Raw genomic sequence first — 22,794 nt, forward strand, 5'->3', positions numbered from 1 at the left:
GTAGGCGCTGTCCGTCGCGCATGCGCCCCACGGGGCTGGCCATGACTTTGACAACAGATCGGCTTGAGCGGCGCAGCTGGTCCTTCCCGCGCCCCAGATCCGCACCCGGATACACCGGTGACAGCCAGCCTCACCCTGCACGTGACGAATCTCAGCCCGCCAGACAAACGCGCGCCCGGCTGCATGTAGCGTGCGCAGCCTTGTCCTCACGCCGTTACCCCAATCCCATGTGGCAGCGGAGCGAATCCTACTGCGCCATCCGGGCCAGGCCACTGAAAGCCTGACCGAGTCGTATCTCTACACCACCGGCGGATGGCTACTCAAGGCGGTCTCGCCAGACCCGTCGCGCGGCTCCACCATCAACGGCTACAACAATGTCGGCGAGGTCATCAGCACCACCGACGCGGTCACCAACGTGACCCAATGCGCCTATGACTTCGCAGGGCGCAAGGTGCTCACCACACTTCCCGACGGCTCCAAACGCAAAACGATCGTGGATGCTGGCACCGGTCGGCCTATTGCTCAGCAAGAACTGAGCGCGGCCAATGCGGTGCTTCGCACCAACTCGGTCACCTACGACGCGAACGGCAATGTGCTGTCGGCTACCGATGGCCGTGGCACCGTCCAGTCATTCAGCTATGACGCCCTTGGCCGGGTAACCCAAGCCGTGCAACCAATTTCGGCCACAGATTCAATCACCGCTTCTTTCGGGTATGACGCCAACGGCTCCCGCACTCGATTCACCGATGGTCGCAACAACACCTTCCGCACCACATACAACAGCTGGAATCTGCCCGAGGCGCAAGTCGACCCCGGCAACAGCACCTTCCTCACCGCCTATGACAGCCTGGGCCGAGTCGACAACACCCTCTCCCCGGGCGGGGTCAGACTCACCAACCACTACGACCTGATGAGTAACCTCACCAGCGTCACCGGCACCGGCGCCGAGGTGTCCACAGTGGACAAGACCTACGGCTACGACAGCCTTGGCAGGGTTACTTCGGTGTCGGGCAGCGGCGGGTCCAACAACCTGACCTACGACGACCGCGGCCTGCCGACCTCGGTGACCGGGCCGTCGGGCAACTCGTCGTTCAGCTGGACCGCGGATGGCCTTCTGGCCTCTCGCACCGATGCCGCCGCCACCACCTCCTACACCTACGATGCGGCTGGCCGCCTGGCGACCGCCGCCAACTCCTCCGCCGGACTAAATCTCGCCCTGACCTACAACAACCTCTCCCAGCCGTCCCAGATCACCTATGGCAGCAACCAAAACCGCCGAATCCTCGGCTACGACACCCTGCACCGGCTCGAAAGCGACGAACTGAAAACCGCCGCTGGAACGTCGATCGCGAAAATCACCTACGGCTGGGACGCCAACGACAACGAAACCTCGAAGACCACCACCGGTTTCGCAGGCTCAAGCGCCAACACCTATACCTACGACTGGGCTGACCGCATCGTGTCCTGGAACGCGACCGTCTATGCCTACGACAAGTCGGGCAACCGCACCCAGGCCGGTGGCAAGACCTTCACTTACGACGCAGCCAACCGCCTGCAGTCGGCCTCGGACGGCACCACCTACCAATACACGGCCCGCGGCACTCTGAGCCGCACGACAGTTGGCACGGTGTCGACGGACACTCTCTCCGACGCCTTCAATCAGGTCACCCGCCAGTATTCAACCGCCACCCAATACAGCGACTACAGCTACGACGGTTTCGGCCGGGTCTTTCAGGCCGGCTTTGCCTATTCGGGCACGGGCAACGACCTGGCCGCAGATCCAGCCGCCACCTACATCCGCGGCCCCGGCGGTGAGCTGCTCGGTTCGAAGACCGGAGCGAACGCCACCTACGCCTGGACCGACCTGCACACCGACGTCGTCGCCCAGTTCACCGCCACCGGCACCACCCTGGCCGGGTCGACCACCTACGAACCCTTCGGCAAAGTCACCGCCACCGGGGGAACGCAGGGCAACCTGGGCTACCAGTCAGCGTGGACCGACCCGCAAACCAAGCGTGTCAACATGCACGCCCGTTGGTACAACACCGACACCGGCCAATTCGACTCGCGCGACACGACCTCACAAAGCCCGCTGCCCGCTTCCATCAACGCCAACCGCTTCGCCTACGCCAACGCCAACCCGCTGACCAGAGTCGACCCCACCGGACACGCCTCCGACGTAACCGGTGGTGGCGGCTGGAGCGTGGACCCAGCCGAGAACGAGGAAGGCCTGGACCCGTGTCGGAGGTCCGCGGACTGGTACTACCGCCACGGTGGTGGCCTAGCACCTCCTTGCGTGACGAGCCCAACTCGCGATGTCAACACGGGCAATCCGGGTTTCCCGGGGCGCACCGGCAATACTGTCAACGGCTGTGCCCACGGCAACTATGACTGGATCTTCGAAAACTGCACCGGCGTCGGTACTTACAACGGCGGCAATTTCAGCTGTGTCGCCGACGTCACCCACGAAGTGGAGATGTGCTTCACCAAAGAGCAAATGGGCGGAGTCAGCCCAGTGCTGTTCGGCTCTGAACTCGACCTCGCGGTCGGCAGACGAGGAGGCTACGGCGACGACCCGACCACTGCACAAATCCTGATGGGCGTCGTCCTGCAGCAAGCGATCAACGTCGCAGCTCAACGCCAGGCCGACCTCGACCAGCGCAACACCGACGCCAAATCCGCCGCCGATTGTCAGGCGAGCTGGGCCTGCCGCAACGCAGGCTGGGTCGGTACCGTCGTAGGCGCGGTAGCGGGAACCATCGCCGGTGCGGTGTGCCTTGCGGTCACTGCCGGAGCTGGCTCGATATTCTGCGGGGCGCTCGGCGGCTTGGTGGGCGGTTTCGTCGGCAGCCTCACCACCGGTGCCATGCAAGGCAAACATGGCGCAGAGCTGTGGGTTGGTGCCGCCATCGACGGTCTCATCGGCGCCGCGGTCGGGCTGGTCACCCTCGGCCTGGGTGCAGGTCTGGGTGTCCTCATCCGCAAGGGCTTGGGCACCGTGGCTGGGCAGGCGTTCAGCGGCGCCATCCGCTCCAGCGTCTCCAACGCCGGCGCCAAACTGGCCAACACCGCACTGGGTCGTATCACCGCCGCTGCCCGTGGCCTGGTGGCCAAGGCCGAAGAAAAGTTCGGCAAGTGCACCGTGGCCACCGCCGCTCAGGCAGTCACCGCCGGTGCCTCCGCCGCCGCGACAGCGCACAGTTTCAGTCCCGACACTGAAGTCCTGATGGCCGACGGCACCACCAAGGCGCTCAAGGACATCAAAGTCGGCGACGAAGTCACCGCCACCGACCCCACCACCGAGCAGACCACCGCCCAGCTGGTCACCGCTCTGCACGTCAACCTCGACAACGACCTGATCGACGTCACAGTTAGCCTCGACCAGCCGGAGGCCTCTGAAAGGAATGGCGTCGGCAACGGCGACCGCAGCACTCGCGGCCCCACCGCGACGCTGCACACCACCGATCACCACCCGTTCTGGGACAGCACCGCCAAGCAGTGGGTAAACGCCGCCCAACTGCGCCCCGGCAACTCCACCCTCGTCGGCCCTGACGGCCAGACCGTGCACGTCACGGCCTTGCACGAGGTCGTCGGCGTCAAACAAATGCGCGACCTCACCGTCGCCGCTCTGCACACGTACTACGTGGTCGCAGGGAATACGCCGGTCCTGGTGCACAACTGCGGTGAGAAGTATGTGACCTATACAAAGACGCACCCGGAGACAGGCCAGGTGTACACCGGACGCTCATATGGAACGGGTACACCAGAGCAGATCGTGGCGGCGCGCGACGCTGGTCATCACATGAATGACAAGGGCTTCGGCCCCGCTGTGCTGGATCAATTCCAAGACGCGACACTCCCTCACGCCAGTCGTCACAGCGATCCTGCGTACCAAGCTATTCGAGGTCGCGAACAAGGGTTGATAGACTTCTTTGGGGGATCGCAAAGCGATGGCGGAACATCTGGAAATGCAATTCGAGGAATTGCGGCAGACAACCCATTACTTGATACATTCATGAACGCTGCTAATGTAGCGTTTGGCGGTTCAGGCCGACGGTAGAATCCGGTGAGGCCGCAGGGATTGAGCGAGGACGGAAGGCAACGAGATGGCAGTGCGTTTCGTGTCAGGTGGTGTTCTGAGAGTGCCGCTACCAGGCGAAGAGGTCGCCTACGCTGTCATGCTTGCTACATTCCCGTATGTGGCATTCTACGGCGAGGATGACGGTTTGGTTGATCACAAGCCGCCAAGCGGGCGACCTCTGTTTGTGGTTGCCGTGCAGAAGAATGCCTATTCCGGCGGCGGCTGGGGACCAGTCCTATTCCGTTTGGGGGAACGGGATCTGCCGCAGATCCCGTCCTTCTATCGCCAGAATGTGATGCGCGCAGACGACTGTGAAATCGTCGAGGCATCTGGAGTGACACGAAAGGCTAGTCCGGCGGAATGTATTGGGCTGGAGCGGAGTGCAGTCTGGGCGGCGGTTCATATCGAACGCCGCATCCAAGACCACTACGCCAATCGACCCAACGCATTCCTTGAGTCGATGCGATTGAAGCTTTGATCAGCCTCCGATCGGCGCTGTGCATAACCCAACTCGGGGGAAGGGCGTGTCCGCTTGCGCGCTACGCTGCGTACCGAGAGTATTGCGCAATGTGGTGAAGGTCGTGGCGGTGGCCTGGGTTGCCGTCAAGTACCTTCCATAAAGGGCACACAATGATCGACTTGGATTGCCCAGTCGCCCTGATTTTTCATCACAGAAAACAAAAGCTGCCCACCTGCGCCCCGGCCACTCCGCGCGGCAGGCGAACCCAACTGGCGCAGCGGCGTAAGGCAAAGCCATCTGACTGGACCCCGGATCTTGGTCACCAGGGGACCAGATCAGATGGACCTGATCACCGGGATCCAGTCACATCGATTGATCAACCGGCTGGTTGGAAGTCAACGACCGCCACTTTCTCTTCCCGGTAGACGTCAAGATTCTCATAAACCCCAGACTGACCATCGCGGATCTTGTGGAATCGGAACGTGCCGTTCGTTCGGTTCGTGGACACTATGCACCGCACCGGAATCGGGTCTTCCATGTCAGCTACCAACCGGCAGATCTCCAACGCGAACGCCACACCGTGTCGCAAGAGCACAACCTGGTCCACCTCACCGATCGACGGTTCTCCCTCCTCAGAGAGCGCCACATCCACCGGGACCAGATCCTCAAGGTGGAAGCTGTTGACGAAGCACTCCCAGCCTGTGAGGTCGCCAAAGTTGCCCGGAGGAGGTGCCGCCCACAGCGCACCGCCGTTCCACACCACCACTTGCTCACGGAGTTCGATGCCGTCCACGACCATCGCCCGCAGTCCCGCTGAGAGCCCGCCCGAGGGCATCGCGAAGCCGGCGCCCGCTAGCACTCCCAGACCAGCCGCGGCACCATCATTCATTCGTATCACCAGCACAAACCCATGATCCCGATACCTGATTGGCCGCCGTCAGGGGGGTATCGGTACAGGGGCTTCGGCCACAACCCCCAGGCTGCCACGCGGCTCGACGCTCCCGGCCCGATGTCGTCTAGCCGGGACGTGTCACCCACGTCTCGATAACGATCCGTCACCGGATCATGAGACCTGACACTGGGCGGCAGGTGTCTATTTCGCAGTCTTCTGGTCGCGGCTGGCCCGCTTGGCGGGTGCCGAACGATGTGGACAACTTAGTTATGGCAGCCCCGTTGTATCATTCGCAGATTCTCAAGCTCAGTTACCAGTATGGAACGGCTGATCATGGCTCCAGATAGCGCAGCGAACGAGAGGGCTCGCCTGCTGATTCGACAGTTACGTGACCCGACCTTGCCCGATGAGTCGGCTGACGCCTTACTCACCGAACTCGAACGTCTGCTGGGATACCCGAGGGTTTCCGACCTGCTGTTCAACTCGGATCCGGAGTTGTCCGACGATGAGATGGTGGAAAAGGCTTTAGAGTACAAGCCGTTTGCGCTGTGATCGATGGAGTCCGAAGCGCTGGCCGAGGTTGAGTCATTTCCTGCGCAAAGGGCAAGTAAGTGGCATTCTCCGGTTAGCCAGCGGCGCGCTGCCAGGAAGGAAGAGGTCCTTTCTTGTGCACTTCGATGACCTTAGCGAATATACCTACGGGGAGCGGCCGAAGAGCTGCACAGGAGCATTAGCTGTCGGCTGGCTTGCCCTCTCGGCACCATTTGTAATGGGCGCGATCTCGCGCGCAGTGATGTCAAGAGTCAAAGTACTGGTGGAGAACCCGATTAATCTCACGCGCGGATATCATGCGTGCGAATTTTGCGTGGATCACCTCAGGAATCATAAGGTCGATTCGCGTGCACTTGTGCGCCAACTTCGCGACTTAGGCGCTCTCGGCAATGGCGAGATTTTGGTGACGGGGCTCGATGGAGTTTGCTATTTCTCGCCCGTACTTGTAGCGCATTACATGGAGGTGCACGAATACTGCCCTCCTCTTGAGTACTGCGAGGCGGTTGTCTCGATGCACTTGGACGCTGCCGTTCGACCCGATGAACGGCGCTGATATTTCAGACAAATGAGCAGGTGATGGTACCGAGTTGGGAAGGCTCACTGCTGGCCGGAACGGTGGCGTGGCGTATCTTGCGAGCGTCACAGGAAGGACAACGTATGCCGCGAATGCATGACACCCAACCGCTGTACCTGCTGACGGTCGAATGCTACGAGTTCGTCGACGACGGGTGGCCGCCATGGGTGAAGGCTCGCTTGGTTGATGCTGATGGGAACACGTGGCATTTTGCCGAGAAGACGCCGATGTTCTTCGACCAAGACGAGCCAACGGGTTCCACGCCATTGCCAGTGATGGGCAATGGTAGATGCGAAATTCTGCAATCTGGGCTAGATAGTCAGGGCAATGAAATTCTGGTGGTGCGGGCCGAAGTCGAGGCGATCGAGGACGACATCTGCGAGTTTCGCGTAAGGCCGGAACAGATCGCGGGCCGCTGGAATGCCTAGCGAACCGCGGCGGGTCCGCGAAATGTATTGAAGGAAGGCCTTCTTGTGGGGCTGGGGCGAAACCGTAGTCTCGTCGCGGTTTATGGTGACGGGTGGTCCGCATCAGGGCGAGCGACGGGGAGTGTGGCGCGATGGCGACGGTTGAGCAGTATGTCGAGGCGGTGCGGGGGGCGTTGGTGGGGGACGGGTGTGAGGTGTCGCAGGAGCTGTTGGCCGGCGACGCCGTGACGGTCGGGTATAGGGGGAATGCCAAGGCGGCCACCAGGATGCACACGTTCACGGTGGTGGCGGTGCGGGAGAAGGTGGACGAGGCTGCGGTTCTGGAGTTTACGAGCAGCGTCGTGGATCTGGCCAAAGTGCGTAAGGGGACCTGGCGCGGGGCGCAGTCGGGAGTGCTGGCGATGCCGGTGCTTGTGTCGGAGAGTGTTGATGCGGGCGCGGTGGCGTTGATGGCGAAGGCGTTCCGGCTGAACATGGGCGGGTTCGCGGCTATGGCGCATCCGGCGATCGTGGATGTCGCGCAGGGGGCGGTGCACACGTTCCGGGGGACCCGGTGGTGGGGATATGCCTACAACGGGCTCATTCGCAAGAAGCTGGCGCTTTACCTGCCGGATCCGGGCAAGGTCGGCGTGGCGCGCTGAGGGTGACGCGCATCGTGAAGGTGGTCGCGTAGCCGGGGTGTGAAAGTGGCCGCCGGCAAGCGAATCAGCCGGCGGCCACTGATATGGCGGTTAGTGTTCGAAGGCCTGGAATTCGGCGATGCGCACGTTGAGCGCTTGCGGGCTCGTGGTGGCGCAGTCGGTGTTGGCGCGGGTGTCGTTGTCCTGCTCACCGGCGTAGCCAGGGCCGCCGGTGCACTGGTTGGTCAGCACTTCGAGGCGCAGATGCGTGGCCTTCGTCCGTGGAATATCGAACGATTCGATGATTAGCTCCGGCGCCCTGGGGCGTGGGGCCACCGACGGGAACGCGTCGGGTTTGCTGGTGTAGACGGCGTGGAAGTCGGCCGGGTCGGCGCAGGTGACCGTGCCCTTGGCCTCACACGCCCACAACCGAAATTGGCGCAGGGCCGAGAAACGGCTCTGCGGGCCGCTGTCCGGGTCGGTGGTGATCTGCGGGCGCAGCATTGCGCTGACCTGGATGCGCCGCACGTGTTGGGCGGTGTCACCGGCGAGGTCGACGGTGATCTGCCTTCCGGCGACGGGGGCGCCCAGGGAGGCCCAGTTGGTGACCTCGTCGCCGTCGATGAGTTTGTCGAGGTTGATGCCGTCGCCGGTGGCGGTGGCGCCAGCGGCGGCGGAGGCGAAGTTGGCCCGCAGCTTGACCGGTAGGTCGCGCAGCTGGCCCGCCTTGACCTCGATCGGGCCGACCCGGGTGTGGCCGTAGCCGGGGGCGCGTACGACGAACTCGTAGACGCCGGGGACAAGGCTTACCGTGTCGGTGAGCGGGGTGGCCGCGTCGGTGTCGGCCACCGGGACGGCGCGGGCCTGGTACCGGCCGACAAACAGCTCGGCATTGGCGATCGGGCCTCCGTCACCGGCCGGCCGCAAGGTGATCGTGGCCTCGGTGGCGTGCGGTGACGTGAAGCCTGGCACAGGATTGGCGTCCCCGGCGCCGTTGCTGGAAGCGGTCTCGCCCAAGCCGCGCTTGGCGAAGGCGTTCCACAGCAGGTCCTGGTTCGCGCCCCCGAAGCGGATCATGTCGGCGGCGAGCAGGGCGTCGCGGGCGTCCACCTGGCTGTTCTGGCTGTTGGCCATGAGCAGGAAGGAGTCGAACACCAGCTGCACCCAGCGGCGGTTGCCCGGGCACGAAGTGACCGGCGTTTCGCCTGCGGCACAGGACTTCTGCAGCCGCGGGTTGCCGTCGCCGTACCGCTTAATCATGGCTTGGCGGATGTCGAAGTTGGTCGCCGACCACACCTCGCCGGAGGAGTGGACCTGCAGCCCGACGAAGTCGTAGTCGACGCTGCTGTAGTTGAGGTCGCTGTCGCTCATGTTGTAGTTGCGGATCCCGGTGACCTGATCGCCGGTGACGTAGGGGCCGATGGCGAAGGCCTGTTTGCCGCGCGGCGCATAGCCGTTCTCGTTGAGGTATTCCATCGCCAGCAGGTCCGACCAGCTTTCGCTCATGCCCTGGGGCGAGCTGAGGCCCGCGTTCGGTCCGGCGATCATCCGGTTGGTGATGGCATGGGTGTACTCGTGCGCGATCACGGTCATGTCGAAGTCGCCATCGACGCACGGGGCGTAGAAGGAGCCCGCGATCGGCTGCCACAGGTACATGTTGGAGATGCCCGGCAGGCCGTCCGGCGGGGTGAACTGATTGGCGTTGTCCCGGGCGGCGAAGGTGGGCGGGCCGCCGCTGACGCCTCCGGCCTGGGCGTTGCCCTGCTCGAAGTCGCCGCCGAGACCGCCGCGGCCGAAGTTGTCCTGCTGCATGTTGAAGGTCGCCTCGGTGAAACCGAGGTGGTAGGACCAGTCGTGCATGCGGTTGTGCATGGCGAAAAGGTTGGCGCGGGCGGCGTCGATGTCGGCCGCCTGCGGCGAGGTGAACGTCGCCGGGTCGCAGCGCTGGGTCTGCCACTGGTTGGTCCACGGGTAGCTGTAGTCGCGGTCCGGGCGAGCGGTGGCGGTCTCCGTGCCGACGGTGCCACCGTTGTTGCTGAACCAGTTGTGCACCGCGATGGCGTTGTTGCCCTTGGTGGTCTGGGTCGTCGTGCCGGTGGCCGGGTCAATATCCCAAGCGGAGCCGATCGTCTCGTCGCAGCCGCGGGCCCGGGTCAGGCACCAGCGATCGCGGGTGTCGCGGGAGGAGTAGTCCAGCTTCGGGGTGTTCGGGAAGACTTCCCACTCGGGGTTGTCGCTGTCGGAGTCGACCAGGTTCTCCCGCACCAGCACGGTGCCGTCGCGTGCGTCGACATAGGTCGAGTAGGCGATGGGTTCCGCGCCGGTGAGGTCCGCGGCGAGCACCACCTCGTAGGCGGCGCGCGCGCCGCGGTCTGAGGTCGGGACGGCGACCAGCTTGGTGGAGGCGATCGTGGCGTCGGGCGCCTGCGCGTCGGTCTTGGCGAGGCGTTCGGCGTCGGCGGCGGTCAGCGTCGCCGGCTCGGGTGCTTTTCCGTCGGGGGCAAGCGATGAGGTGAGGTACCAGACGGAGCCGTCGCGGACGCCGATCGACATCATGCCGTCGACGGCGGCGGCCAGCTCGCCGAAACGCTGGCGCAGCAGGACGGCCGAGCCGAGCCCCATGGGCGCGACGGTCAGCACCTCCAGAGCGGCAGCCCCGCTTTCGGTCAGCCCAAGAACATCGCGGTTGGCGGCCACATAGGCCAGGGCGGCCTGAGCCGGATCGGCGGGCAGGCCGGTGGCCAGCGGTGCGCCGGTCGACGCCAGGACTGCCGGTGTGCCAAGCGCATTCCAGCGCACTCGGGCGCTGAGCTGGCCCGCGCGCTGGCGCTGGCTCGCCGAGGGCTCGATCTTGCTGGGACGGTTGTCTTTGATCTTTGTGGTGACGTGGTCCCCGGGTGCCGTATCGGTCTGGACCCGGACCCCAGCCTGTGGCGGCGCCGCCTGGCCTCCGGATCCGAAGGCGAGCACGACGATGCCGGCGACCAGGAATGCAGTTGTCCGCGTGAACGCACGGGGTGAGGTGCGCACGGGTGCCTCCTTGGTGTGGAATGGCGAGTGTGGTCGTAGGCCATTCAACCGAAGGATTCAAATATTTGCCAGTGACGTTGGATCGAGGGCGGGTTCGGGGCGGTGCACGCCGCGCGGGCGGTAACCCAGCGCCCCGCTTTCGCCGAGCACGTCGGCCAGCAGCCAGATGATCGCCAGCCACATCTCTGTGCCCATCAGGCTGGGCTCGTGCTCGCGGCCGGTGGTGGGCATCGGGCTGAAGGCGAAGCCAGCCTCGGTGTGCCATCTGGTCAGCGCGTCGGCAAGCCTTTCCCGCGCCCACGATTGCACCTCGCCGCGGCGGTAGCCGGTCTGCTTTCCGCACAACCACAACGGGTGGATCACGTCAAGAACGTCGCACGCGGTGCCCCGGCCGTCGGCGAACCAGCGGGGGTCGCGGGTGTGCGCCAGGACGCTGTCGATGACCGCCTCCGGCCGCGGAACCGGAACTCCGAATTGGGCGAAAGTGCCACGGGTCAGCCGGTAGTAGCCGTTGACCGGCTGCCGGCGGCCCTCCTGCGGGGTGGGGCCGCCCCACAGGCCCGACCATTTGTCCTGCCTTGTCAACAGCCAGCCCAGCAGTGTTTCCAGCGGGCCGTCCACGGCGAACAGGCGGCGGTTCCAGTACAGGCCGGTGGCGTACATGTCCACCCAGGCCCCGGCGCTCCACGCGTGGCTGTGCCACGGGAGATCGCCGAGGATTTTCTGCAGCTGACCGGCGTCGATCTGCTGGATCGCGGCGATCGGATGGGGCAGGGCCGCGCCGAGCACATCGAGCGCGTAGCCGACGGCCAGGAGATGGTAGGCCGATCCACTGTGGACAGTGGCGCCGGTTTCGCCAAGCTCGGGACTGAGCCCGGTGGTGCGATCCTGCAGACCGGCGAGCCGCTCGATCAGCTCGTGCGCCGGGATCTGTGGCGGTGCCGTGCCCAGCAACAGGTCGGCCACCTCCACCGCGTCGCAGGTGGGCCTGACCGTCGCCGCCAGGCCGGGCAGGTTGCGGAACCAGCCGTCACCGCTCCAATAGCGCTGCAACAGAGATGGCGCCTGATCGCGAGCCTGCCGCGCAAAGCCTTCCAGCCGCCCGTCCAGGTCGCCGCCGGACGCGCCACCGGTCAAGCCGCCGGAGACGCTGCCCCCCAAGCCGCTGGGCGCGCTGCCGCCCAAGCCGCTGGGCGCGCTGCCACCCAAGCCGCTGGGCGCGCCGCCGCCCAAGCCGTCGGTCGAGCCGCTGGACGGGCGGGGCTTTCGGCGGTCGCGTAGGAGGCGGGCTGGGTTGCCGCCCATTACCGACCACGGCTGCACATCCTTGGTCACCACCGCGCCCGCGCCGATGATGCTATGCGCGCCGACGGTGACGCCGTCGAGGATTATCGCGTTCGAGCCGATCCACACGTCGTCGCCGACGACAATGCCTTTGCTGACAACGGGTTGGCGGTGGATCGGCAGCGCCGGGTCGGCTGAGTGGTTGAAGCCCAGCAGCGACGCGTGCGCGCCGATGCGGACCCCGTCGCCGATCGTGACATTTCCCCGCACCACTGTGTACGGATTCAGCGTGGTGTGATCGCCGAGCCGCACCTGTCCGGTGACATACGCGTGCCCGGCGATGTAGGAATCACTGCCGATGCTCAGGTGGAAGTCGAAGATGGCGGCCAGCGGGGAGAGGAAGGTGCGCTCGCCCGCTTCGCGCAACCCGTGGCCGCGCAACTTTTCCTGCCAAGCGGCCTGCTGCGCGCGGTCGTCGTCGGTGGCCCTTTCCCAATAGAGCCAAGGACAGTAGTCGAACTCGGACACCGCTATCGACGCCGGTCGTCGCTTTGGCGGGGGAGGGTGGCCAGCCTCGGCGGTGCGGTCGACTCGCGTACCCGCAACGACGGGCTGATGACCACGCGATGGGCGGGCCGGTTCGGCTCGAGCAGGCGGTCGGCGAGCATCCGCACGGCGGCCCGCCCGATCGAGCGCCGCGGTGGCCGCACCGCCGTCAGCGGCGGGCTGAACAGGCCGGCGATCTCGTCGTCATAGGCCACAATGGACAGATCACCCGGTACCGAGAGATGGCGTTCTTCACAATGTTGCACCAGGGCGACCGCTTCGGCGTCGGCGTGCACCAGCAAAGCCGTGGTGCCGGTGGCTAGGCATCGGTCGAGCACCTCGTCTAGAGCCTTGTCCCGCAACGGGGAACGGGCACCCGGGATGACGACATCCACCGTGTCTGAGCCGTCGATACCGTGATCGGTCACCGCCTCGAGCCACCCCCGGCGCACGTGCGGCCGGGTCGGGCTGTGCTCGTCGAGCACCAGGCCCACCTTGCGGTGCCCCAACGAGAGCAGGTGCCGCACGGCCATCTCCGCGCCCAGTGCGTGATCGGTCACCACCGACTCGACGACGGCGTGGTGCGGCCCGGCCGTCGCGGTGCGTTCGAGCAACACCACCGGAATCCCGGTGGAAGCCAGCCATTCCAGGGTGCGCCGGGCGGTAGGGGCGTCCATTCGCGGCGCGATGGCCAGACCGTCGACGCCCATCTGCTCGACCAGGCGGGTCAGCTGCGGCCGGTCGTCCTCGGTCTCGTAGGAGGAGCCGCGCAGCACGACCCGCATCTCCAGCTCGCGGGCCAGCTCCTCGGCGCCGCGCGCCACGTCGGGCCAGTAGTAGTCCAGCGAGGGCACCAGCATGCCGATGGTGCAGCCGCGCAACGTTTCCAGCGGGCTGGGCGCAATGTCGTCAGCGGCCGCGGCATCTGCGGTCTCGCCGGGCCCGATCAGCGCCACTCCACCGTGGACCCGGCGCACCAGCCCTTCCGCGGCAAGCTGGGCGATGTCGCGGCGGATGGTCACCGCGGCCGCGCCCAGGGCTTCGGTCAGATCCGAGACCCGAAGCGAGCCATCGCGCTGGAGCGCTTCCAGGAGCTGTTGCTGGCGGGCGACCTGAAGCGGCCCGCGCGCGTTCGGCGTGGTCATCGCCCCTCCCGAACCGTCAGGACGAACGTGCCGGCCGGGCCCAGCGCGGTCACGTCAAACTCAAGGCGTGTCAATCGGTTGCCCCACACATTGCTGAGCATAGGGTCATCCAGCTCGCGCACGGTTGCCGCACACGGCACGTGCGCGGGTTCCCAGGTCAAGGCGATGTCTCCGGCGTCGTCGAGGGCGGAGATCACGACCCGGCCGGAGTCGATGCTCACCTGCCCGGCCGCCACGAACTGCACCCGGGTCGGCCCATCGGCCGCCGCCAGCTGCCAGGAGTCGGTGACGACGATCCGTTCGGCTTCGCGGTCAAGACAGGCGACGCGCTTCCAGCCGTGAATGTCCTTACGTGGATACGCTTGCGCTATATCGAGGGTGATTGTCGTCTGTGTACCGATGACCGCCGCCACGCCCCGCGCCGCGTAACCCGGGCCCGGCTCCTGGGCGCTGCCAAGGATCTGCGGCACGTTGTGCCAGGCGCTCTGCATGGTCCAGATGTCATACCGGTCCGGCCCGAAGGTCTGCGCGGTATAGGTGGGGCGTCCGGCGTCGACGAGCACCGGCACCCCGCCCAGGGCCACGACGACGCTGCCCACATCGTTGTGGTTGTGGTGTTCGCCGTTGTGTCCGCCCTTGGCGGCCAGGGTCAGCCCGGCGGCGCTGCCCTCGTGTGACCGGGCGAGCAGGACCTGGGTCGATTCGAACCAGACGTCGCGTGGCAGCGGTGGCGGGCAAGAGGCGGCCGCGGCCCAGTCTGGATCGGTCAGCGCGCGCAGCAGCCGGCCCAGACCAAGGTCCGGGTAGGACAGCGGCTCGCCCGGCAACCGGTGCATGGCGGCGTGCGCCCGCGCCGCCGGGTCACCCACCTGTCCCGCCGCCCGGTAGAGCGCGTCCCATGGCTGGCGCTCGGAGGGCCGCGCCGGGCCGTCGGCGTGGTTGAGATACCACGGCCCGCCCAGATAGGTCCGGTGTGGAAAGGCAACTGTTTCCCGTAGCGCCACCACATGCGCGGCGGTCAGCGCGCCCCCGGTCGCGTGGGCAAGCACGTCAAGGGCTTCCAGGGCGCGGCAAGCCCCGTTCCACCAATAGGAGTAGCCCTCGTCGATGGCGCCGTCGGCCGGCAGCGACGCCACGTAGCGATCGAGTCCCTCGATGACCAGATCCACCAGCTCCGCCCGGCGGCTCAGGTCGTCCTCCAGGCGCAGCGCCGCGACGAGAACGTTGCCGTGGATCCATGGGTTCCAGTTGTGCACATCGCCGTCAAGGCCGAGCCAATGCCAGTCCCGGCGGGCTGTGAACGGGGCGAGCACGCGCCGCCGCACCTCGTGGCGGATGCGGGCGCGCAACCCTGGCACCTGCTCGTCGAGCTGCTCGGCGAGCAGGTAGTCGAGCCAGGCCAGCTGCGAGGCCACCTCGCCCGCGCCGAGGTCGAGATAGGGGTCGGTGACGGTGGGGACCACCGCGCCGTGAACCCGTTTGGTGTCGTCGTGGGCGGGCCAGCACCAGCTGCTCTGCTCGCACAGCAAGGTGACGCCGTCGGTCACCTCGTCTATCCACATTGGATCCAAGGTGACCGCGGCGAGAACGGTGGCGCGGCTGAGCCGTTGCTGGCGGGCGAAAACGGCTTGCTCGTAGGTATTGCGGTCGCCGTCGCGGAAGTAGCGGGCGTAGTCGTGTGCCAGCGGCTGCGGCCAGGGCGAGGCGAGGTCGGCTTCGGCTCGCTCACGCAAAGCTTGCAGCGTCTCGGCGTGCACGTGCTGGGCCGCCCACACCTGGCGCTGCGAAGCGGGGGAGACCGGCAACGCCTGCGCGGGGGCGAGGAGCAACTCCTGCAGGGTGCTCACGCCGATCGCCGGCCAGGCGGCGGCCAGCGGGCCGGCGAAGCGCTGCTCTTGGGTACCCATGACTCCCTCGCGGTATTCGATCGTGAACGTTTGTGAACGTATCAGATCGTTTAGAGTCCGAATAGTCCCAGCAGTGGGTTGTTTCGAGCGCGCGTCAGGATCGGATGTGATCGTATCGGTTTCGCAACAGTCTTGACATGAGCGCTTTTGATCGTTTTAACTTTCGGGACCACCCCACCCCGGATGAAGAAGGCCCCTCATGACTACCCGGCAGCACTGGGTCGATCTCGCGGACCGCATGCTGGCCGCGGCCGCGCCCTTCGCGTCGCCGGGGCACGCTCGGATCGCGTTCCCCGGCCCGCAAGGTGGCTATGGGCATGACGTGGACGGGCTCGAGGGATTCGCCCGCACCTTCCTGCTGGCCGGTTTCCGCATCGCGGGCGAACGAGGCGCAGGCCTCGACGAGCTTGCCGACCGGTACATGGCGGGCATCGCCGCCGGCACCGACCCGGCATCGCCCGAGCGCTGGGTGCGCCTCGACGAACATCCCCAGGCGAAGGTGGAGGCCGCCTCCATCGCCCTGATTCTGGACCTGACCCGTCCCTGGATCTGGGACAGGCTCAAGCCCGAGGTGCAGGAGCGGGTGGTCGAGTACCTGTCCCCGGCCGTCGGCGATCCGACCTACCCGCGGATCAACTGGGTGTGGTTCCGCCTCGTCGTGCAGACCTTCCTGCGCTCGGTGGGCGGCCCCTGGTCGGCCGGGGAGATGGCCGAGGATCTGGCCACCCATGACACCTTCCAGCGCGCCGACGGCTGGATGTCGGACGGACCGGAACGCTCCTACGACCATTACGTCGGCTGGGCGCTTCACCTCTATCCAGCGCTGTGGGCACGGATGGCGGGCGCGGCCGACTTCGCCGCCCCGCGCCGCGAGCGCGATGTCGCGATGCTCGACCGCTTCCTGCTCGATGCCGTGGCGCTGGTGGGCGCCGACGGCTCCCCGCTGATCCAGGGCCGCAGCCTCATCTACCGGTTCGCCGCCGCGGCGCCGTTCTGGGTGGGCGCCCTTGCCGAGGTGCCATCGCTGAGCCCGGGTCTGCTGCGGCGGGCCGCCACCGGCGTGCTGAGCCACTTCACCGCACACAGCGTGCCCGACGAGCGCGGGCTGCTCACCCTCGGCTGGCACGGGGCGTGGCCACGGCTGGCCCAGTCCTACTCCGGGCCGGGTTCGCCTTACTGGGCAAGCAAAGGACTGCTCGGCCTGGCGCTGCCGGCCGACCATCCGGTGTGGACCTCCGCCGAGCTGCCGTTGCCGGTCGAGGAGGGCGACACCCTGCGCACGGTGGGCGCACCGGGCTGGCTGATCAGCGCCACCCGCGCCGACGGCATCGTCCGGGTGCTCAATCACGGCACCGACCACGCCGTCGAAGGCTCCACCGGGGGCGACTCGCCCCTTTATGCACGGCTTGGCTACTCGACCGCGACCAGCCCGATCCTGGACGAAAGCGGCTGGGTGACGCCGCTGGACCAATCGGTGACCCTGGTCGACGACGCGGGCCGGGCGACCCATCGGGCGGGCATGAGCACTGTGCCGCCGCGCCTGCAAGACGGTCTGGGCATCGTCGGCTCGACCACGCAGGCGCATTGGGTCGACCCGCATCCGGGTCAGCCCGACCACGGCAGCGGCCGCAAGGGCGACGTCCAAGCGGCCGGATGCCTCACCGTCTTCTCCCTCGCCCGTGGGGCATGGGAGCTGCGACTGTCGCGAGTGGACACACTCGCTGCGGGCGTCGAAGCCAAAACGCTGCGCCTGCGAGTGGGCGGCTGGCCGGTCGCGGGCCGCGGTGAGGTGCGGATCGCGACCGGCAGCGTCACCGCGACCGGCGACGGCCTCACCTCGCGAGCCCACTGCGCCACGGGAGAAGGCGTCGCCGGAATCACCCGGCGCGCGGACGGCGGGCCGCTCGGCGGACGCGTATCGGTTCCCTGGCTTGAGTATCCGGTGCGCCTTGGCGCCTGGATCGCTTGCCTGATCGAGTTATCCGGCGGCGATCAGCCTCCGGACCGGCAGGGCTGCCGAGTCGTGCTCACGCAACGCGAGCACGACCTGGACGTCCGCATCGACTGGCCGGACGGCGTCCAGACGCTGACCTGCCTTGAAAACACGAATAACCCAGGGCACGCCATCGGCGCGGCCCACCAACATACGGGCCCGGCCTCGGGCCCCGATTGAAGAGAAGGAGCAAGGATGAAGCGCACGTTCGCGGCCGCCCTGGGCGTCGCAACGGCAATCACGCTGGTCCTCGCCGGTTGCAGCAGCGAGGAGGATCTCCCGGAGGCGAAGCCCTTCCCGACCGGGCCGGTGACCATCTCGCTGGCCGGCTGGAGCCTGTCGACGACTCCGGAGTTCAAGACCCTGGCCGACGGCTTCAAAGCGCTGCACCCGAATGTGACGGTGGAGCTCAAGGAGTACGACGCGGCCAACTATGACACGCAGATGACCGCCGACCTTGCCGCCGGAACAGCCCCCGATGTCTACGTGCTGAAGAACCTGAAGAACTTCACCACCTACCAGGACGGCGGTCAGCTGGCCGACGTCTCCGACGTGGCGAGCAAGCTCGGCAACACCGTCGGTGGCCTGTCGGGCTATCAGGTCAACGGAAAGTCCTATGCGGTTCCCTACCGCCAGGACTCGTGGGTGCTGTACTACGACAAGGACCTGTTCGACCAGGCCAAGGTCGCCTACCCAGACGGCAGCTGGACCTGGGACGACTATGCGAAGAAGGCCAAGGAGCTGACCACCGGGCTCAAGGCGGCCGGATCCACCGCCGTCGGCACCTACCAGCACTCGTGGCAGTCCACGGTGCAGGGCTTCGCGCTTGCCCAGACCGCGGGCGCCAGCCTGGAGAGTGGCAACTTCTCCTACGTCAAGCCCTACTACAACCGGGTGACCGACCTTCAGGCCTCGGGCGCGCAGCCGAACTTCGGCACCGTGACCACGAACAAGCTCACCTACCAGGCGCAGTTCGGCAAGCAGTCGGCGGCGATGCTGCCGATGGGCACGTGGTACATCGCCACGCTGATCAAGCAGCGCAGCACCGGCGACGCCAACAAGTTCAACTGGGGCATCGCCCCGGCGCCGCAGTTCGACTCCAGCACCACCGGCACCTCCAAGACTCCGGTGACCTTCGGCGACCCGACCGGCCTGGGCATCAACCCGGCCATCAGCGACGGCGGCAAGGTGACCGTGGCCAAGGAGTTCCTCGCCTACGCCGCCGGTGAAGCGGCCGCCAAGGCGCTCGCGGGCATCGGCATCACCCCCGCCAACACCTCCGACGCGGTGGCGGCGACGTTCTTCGCGCTGGACGGGGTACCGGGAGACGCGCTGTCGAAGTTCGCGTGGAGCAAGCACGACACCAAGCCGGAGAACCCGGTGTCCAAGCACACGGCCGGACTGCAGAACGTCTTGAACACCCTGCACTCGGCGGTGCTCTCCAACAGCAAGGGCATCGACGACGCGATCACCGCGGCGCAGACCCAGGCCAAGAACGAGGTCCTCAACCAGTGACCCGTACGGTGGTTCCGGCCTCCGGCTTCGGCCGCGCCGGAACCACCGGCGGGCTCGCCCAGCTCGGGAGGCCGTTATGGCAACGACACCGCTGAAGCGGCGCAACGCGTTGGTGGGATGGAGTTTCATCCTGCCCAACTTCGCCGGCTTCGCCGCTCTCACCCTGGCACCGGTCATCGTGCTCTTCTACGTCGCCTTCACCAGCTGGAACGTCTTCGGCAAGGCGCGCTGGACCGGGACAGCCAACTTCATCCGGATGTGGCACGACGCCAGCTTCTGGACCGCGCTGACCAATACGCTCTACTACACGTCTTTGCACATCCCGCTCACGCTCAGCGCCTCGCTGGGATTGGCGCTGCTGCTCAACCGTTCGCTGCGCGGAGTGGCCTTCTTCCGCACCGCCGCCTTCTTCCCCTACATCACGTCGATGGTCGCGCTGACCTACGTGTGGAACATGCTCTTCAGCCCCGATTACGGGCCCATCAACAGCTTCCTGCGCTTCATCGGGATCGCCAACCCGCCGGGGTGGACGACGTCGGCCGACTGGTCGATGCCCGCGGTCATCTTCGTCGGTACCTGGCGCGAGATGGGCTACTACATGTTGCTCTTCCTCGCCGGCCTGCAGACCATCCCCGCGCAGCTCTACGAAGCCGCCCGGGTGGACGGCGCGAACCCTTGGCAGCGCTTCCTTTTCGTCACACTCCCCGGGCTGCGCCACACGACGTTCTTCGTTGTCGTGATCATGACTATCGGCAGTTTCAAGGTCTTCGATCTGATCCTGCTGATGACCGAAGGCGGTCCGGGCCAGTCGACCCTGGTGCTGTCGCAGTACATCTATCAGAAGGGCTTCGTGGAGAACCAGTTCGGCTACGCGTCGGCCGTCTCCATCGTGCTGTTCGCGATCTGCTGCCTGGTCACCATCTTCCAGTACTTCGTCAACAGGCGGTGGAACGACTGATGAAACGCAATACTGCCGGCCGCGTGCTGCTGTATGCGGGGCTGATCATCGCCGCCGCCGCCCTGCTGCTGCCGTTCTACTGGATGGTCTCCTCGTCGCTGAAGGCGAACAACGACGTCTTCACCATCCCGCTCAAGTGGGTGCCCGACACCTTCATGTGGCGCAACTACGGCGACATCTTCGCCAAGTCGGGGATGACGACGTGGCTGACGAACACGCTCACCCTCTCGGTCACGGTCACCCTGCTGCAGGTGCTCACCGGAAGCTTTGCCGCGTATGGCTTTTCCAAGGTGCGCTTCCGCGGGCGCAATGTGCTGTTCCTGGCCTACATCGCGACGATCGCGGTGCCGTGGCAGTCCTACATGATCCCGCAGTTCATCCTGATGTCGAAGCTGCACCTGTCGAACACCCTGTTCTCGATCATCGCGCTGCAGGCCTTCGGCGCGTTCGGGGTGTTCCTCATGAAACAGTTCTACGAAACGATTCCCGAGGAGCTCAGCGAAGCGGCCCGCCTCGACGGCCTCAGCGAGTACGGCATCTACTGGCGCATCATCCTGCCGCTGTCCAAGCCCGCGATCGCCAGCCTTTCCCTGCTCACGTTCGTCAGCACCTGGAACGACTACCTAGGCCCGCTGATCTACCTGCGCAAGCCCGACCTGTGGACAGTGCAGCTCGGCCTGCGCACGTTCATCTCCCAGTACAACGCCGAATACGCGCTGATCATGGCGGGATCGGTGCTGTCGGTGCTGCCGATCGCCATCGTGTTCCTGTTCGGCCAGCGCTACTTCGTCGAGGGCATCACGTCCACCGGTCTGAAGGGGTGACCTGAGATGCGCTTTCGCCACAACACTTTCGCCACCATCTTCGACACCGTCTACGTGGGACTGGCGGCGAACCTTCTGTTCATCGCCGGATTCCTGCCGTTGCTGGCGGGGTTGGCGCTGACCGACCCGGCGCGGTCCTGGCCGCTGCTCGCCGCGATCGCGCCGCTGTGCGCGCCGGGGCTGTGCGGCGTGTTCGCCGTGCTGAGCGAGTTTTCCGGCGGCCGGTCCACCGCGGTGCTGTCCACCTTCGGCCGGGTTTGGCGTGCGTCGTGGCGGCGCGCGACAGCCCTGGCCGCGTTGAGCTCCGCCGCCGTGGTGGTGCTGGCGGTGGACATTCGCTTCGCGTGGGGGCGCACCGCCGGGGCGCTGGCCATTCCGGTGCTCGCCACCCTGATCGCGCTGACGGTGGCGACCACACTGCTCGGCCTGGTCGCGCTTTCCGAGGCCCCGGCGGCACGGCTGCGCGACGTGGCGCGGGCGGGCGCCTATCTCGCGGTGCGGCGCTGGTACCTCACGGCTGTCTCGCTAGCCGTGCTAGCCCTGCTCGCCCAGCTCATCGTCACCCGGCCCGCGATCGCCCTCGGGCTCGCCGCGGCCCCGCTGCTGTACGTGGTGTGGGCCAACAGCCGGTTCACCCTGCGCACGGCCCTGCCCGACTCACGCCCGCTGGCGCACCACGCTTAGCCGCACCCCCGTGGCACCACCAAAGCTCATAAGGGAGAAGCACATCCATGACAGCGATCGACGGCCTTGGAGCCCGCGCTTGGCAGATCCGCGATGTTGGCGGGCCGCCGGGTGAACTCCTGGGCCGCGTCGGCCCAAGCTCCGAAGCCGAGGCGAAGGCGGCTGCCCGCGCGTTGCGCACGGTCGACGCGAACATCTCGGCGTTCGGCCGCCTCTACCCGGACGACACGACCGCGGGCAACATCTATCCGCTGCGCCCGGCTGCGGGTGATCTCCCCGAGGGCTCCAACGTGGGATGGACCACCGGTTTCTGGCCGGGCGTGCTCTGGCTGGCCCACGATCTGACCGGCGAGGAACGATATCTGGCCGCGGCATCGTCGCATGTGGACAGCTTCGCTCGGCGGGTCGAGAACCGGATCGGCCTCGACACCCATGACCTCGGTTTCCTTTACACTCTGTCCTGCGTGGCCGCCTGGCAGCGCACAGGCGACGAGACCGCGAAACAGGCCGCCCTCGCCGCCGCCGATCACCTGATGACCCGGGTGCTGGAGCCGGCCGGGATCATCCAGGCCTGGGGCGACCTTCAGGACCCCAGCCAGCGCGGGCGCACCATCATCGATAGCCTGATGAACACGCCCCTGCTGTTCTGGGCGAGCAGGATCAGCGGTGATCCCCGCTACGCGCAGGTGGCCCGGCGTCATGCCGCACAGCTGCGCGACCACATCCTGCGGCCCGACGACACCACCTTCCACACCTTCTACTGGGATCCGGCCACCGGCGAGCCGTTGCGCGGCGCGACCGAGCAGGGCAGCGCCGACGATTCCTGCTGGGCGCGCGGACAGGCTTGGGGCATCTACGGTTTCGCCCTCAACCACCGGCACACCGGCGACGGGTCGCTGCTGCGAGCCGCCATGCGTTGCGCCGACTACTTTCTGGCCCATCTTCCCGCCGACCGGGTGGCCTACTGGGATCTCGTCTATACCGACGGCAGCGACCAGGAGCGCGACAGCTCCGCCGCGGCGATCGCCGCATGTGGACTGATCGAGCTGGCCGAGCAGCTGGGCGGCGATGCGCGCGGGGCGGGCTACCGCGCCGCGGCCAGGCGGATCCTGGACTCGCTTGTGACGAACTACTCCGCAACGGGCCATCCGCAGTCCAATGCGCTTATCCTGCATGGCGTCTACGACAAGCCAAAGGCGGCCGGCGTGGACGAGGGGTGCCTGTGGGGCGACTACTTCTATCTGGAGGCCCTCACCCGCGCCGTCAGCCCGAACTGGATCAGTCACTGGTGATCAGGAGAC

Annotated in this window: 16 protein-coding genes and 2 pseudogenes; 12 read left to right on the forward strand and 6 right to left on the reverse strand. The window is 66.5% G+C overall.

What is annotated here, in order from left to right:
- The first annotated feature begins 229 nt into the window (after positions 1-229).
- Positions 230-4,060, forward strand: coding sequence for an RHS repeat-associated core domain-containing protein (locus Rhe02_RS17720; RefSeq protein ID WP_203909341.1), 3,831 nt, complete (start codon positions 230-232; stop codon positions 4,058-4,060).
- 46 nt (positions 4,061-4,106) lie between these two features.
- Positions 4,107-4,559, forward strand: a complete 453-nt coding sequence (locus Rhe02_RS17725) for a hypothetical protein (protein WP_203909342.1) — start codon at positions 4,107-4,109, stop codon at positions 4,557-4,559.
- A gap of 358 nt (positions 4,560-4,917) precedes the next feature.
- On the opposite strand, the gene Rhe02_RS17730 is transcribed toward Rhe02_RS17725, so the two are convergent.
- Positions 4,918-5,445, reverse strand: a complete 528-nt coding sequence (locus Rhe02_RS17730) for a PM0498 family protein (protein WP_203909343.1) — start codon at positions 5,443-5,445, stop codon at positions 4,918-4,920.
- Positions 5,446-5,751: 306 nt separating this feature from the next.
- On the opposite strand from Rhe02_RS17730, the gene Rhe02_RS17735 reads away from it, so the two are divergent.
- From Rhe02_RS17735 to Rhe02_RS17745, 4 genes are all read left to right on the forward strand, one after another.
- Entirely contained in the window at positions 5,752-5,985 is a 234-nt protein-coding gene (locus Rhe02_RS17735; RefSeq protein WP_203909344.1) for a bacteriocin immunity protein, read from the forward strand.
- A gap of 115 nt (positions 5,986-6,100) precedes the next feature.
- Entirely contained in the window at positions 6,101-6,538 is a 438-nt protein-coding gene (locus Rhe02_RS51135; RefSeq protein WP_444544525.1) for a DUF7919 family protein, read from the forward strand.
- A 113-nt stretch (positions 6,539-6,651) separates the two neighbouring features.
- Positions 6,652-6,987 (forward strand): hypothetical protein, encoded by a 336-nt coding sequence (locus tag Rhe02_RS17740; protein WP_203909345.1) that lies wholly within the window; start codon positions 6,652-6,654, stop codon positions 6,985-6,987.
- Between the two features lie 131 nt (positions 6,988-7,118).
- Positions 7,119-7,628, forward strand: a complete 510-nt coding sequence (locus Rhe02_RS17745; RefSeq protein WP_203909346.1) for a hypothetical protein — start codon at positions 7,119-7,121, stop codon at positions 7,626-7,628.
- 90 nt (positions 7,629-7,718) lie between these two features.
- On the opposite strand, the gene Rhe02_RS17750 is transcribed toward Rhe02_RS17745, so the two are convergent.
- From Rhe02_RS17750 to Rhe02_RS17765, 5 genes and pseudogenes are all read right to left on the reverse strand, one after another.
- Positions 7,719-10,637: a M36 family metallopeptidase gene (locus tag Rhe02_RS17750; RefSeq protein ID WP_203909347.1), complete on the reverse strand. Its 2,919-nt coding sequence runs from the start codon at positions 10,635-10,637 to the stop codon at positions 7,719-7,721.
- 1,269 nt (positions 10,638-11,906) lie between these two features.
- Positions 11,907-12,065 (reverse strand): annotated as a pseudogene (locus tag Rhe02_RS50920) (DapH/DapD/GlmU-related protein); the annotation flags it as partial.
- Positions 12,066-12,146: 81 nt separating this feature from the next.
- Positions 12,147-12,449 (reverse strand): annotated as a pseudogene (locus Rhe02_RS50925) (acyltransferase); the annotation flags it as partial.
- A 2-nt stretch (positions 12,450-12,451) separates the two neighbouring features.
- Entirely contained in the window at positions 12,452-13,612 is a 1,161-nt protein-coding gene (locus tag Rhe02_RS17760) for a substrate-binding domain-containing protein (protein ID WP_203909349.1), read from the reverse strand.
- The gene (locus tag Rhe02_RS17765; protein WP_203909350.1) at positions 13,609-15,519 is read right to left on the reverse strand and encodes a heparinase II/III domain-containing protein; all 1,911 of its coding nucleotides are present in this window, start codon (positions 15,517-15,519) and stop codon (positions 13,609-13,611) included. Before Rhe02_RS17765 ends, Rhe02_RS17760 begins: the two co-directional genes overlap by 4 nt.
- Positions 15,520-15,718: 199 nt before the next feature.
- Here Rhe02_RS17765 and Rhe02_RS17770 point away from each other — a divergent pair, with 199 nt between their 5' ends.
- The 6 genes from Rhe02_RS17770 to Rhe02_RS17795 all read left to right on the forward strand — a co-directional run bounded on the left by Rhe02_RS17770 (position 15,719) and on the right by Rhe02_RS17795 (position 22,785).
- Positions 15,719-17,692 (forward strand): DUF2264 domain-containing protein, encoded by a 1,974-nt coding sequence (locus Rhe02_RS17770; RefSeq protein ID WP_203909351.1) that lies wholly within the window; start codon positions 15,719-15,721, stop codon positions 17,690-17,692.
- Between the two features lie 15 nt (positions 17,693-17,707).
- Positions 17,708-19,027, forward strand: coding sequence for an ABC transporter substrate-binding protein (locus Rhe02_RS17775; RefSeq protein WP_203909352.1), 1,320 nt, complete (start codon positions 17,708-17,710; stop codon positions 19,025-19,027).
- A 76-nt stretch (positions 19,028-19,103) separates the two neighbouring features.
- Positions 19,104-19,985, forward strand: a complete 882-nt coding sequence (locus tag Rhe02_RS17780; RefSeq protein WP_203909353.1) for a carbohydrate ABC transporter permease — start codon at positions 19,104-19,106, stop codon at positions 19,983-19,985.
- Positions 19,985-20,809: a carbohydrate ABC transporter permease gene (locus Rhe02_RS17785; RefSeq protein ID WP_203909354.1), complete on the forward strand. Its 825-nt coding sequence runs from the start codon at positions 19,985-19,987 to the stop codon at positions 20,807-20,809. Before Rhe02_RS17780 ends, Rhe02_RS17785 begins: the two co-directional genes overlap by 1 nt.
- Before the next feature lie 6 nt (positions 20,810-20,815).
- A complete protein-coding gene (locus Rhe02_RS17790; RefSeq protein WP_203909355.1) occupies positions 20,816-21,493 on the forward strand; it encodes a hypothetical protein in 678 nt (225 codons plus the stop codon).
- 47 nt (positions 21,494-21,540) lie between these two features.
- Complete coding sequence (locus tag Rhe02_RS17795) at positions 21,541-22,785, forward strand: glycoside hydrolase family 88 protein (RefSeq protein WP_203909356.1); 1,245 nt, start codon at positions 21,541-21,543, stop codon at positions 22,783-22,785.
- The last annotated feature ends 9 nt before the right edge of the window (positions 22,786-22,794 follow it).

It is taken from the genome of Rhizocola hellebori (assembly GCF_016862955.1).
Lineage (GTDB): Bacteria > Actinomycetota > Actinomycetes > Mycobacteriales > Micromonosporaceae > Rhizocola > Rhizocola hellebori.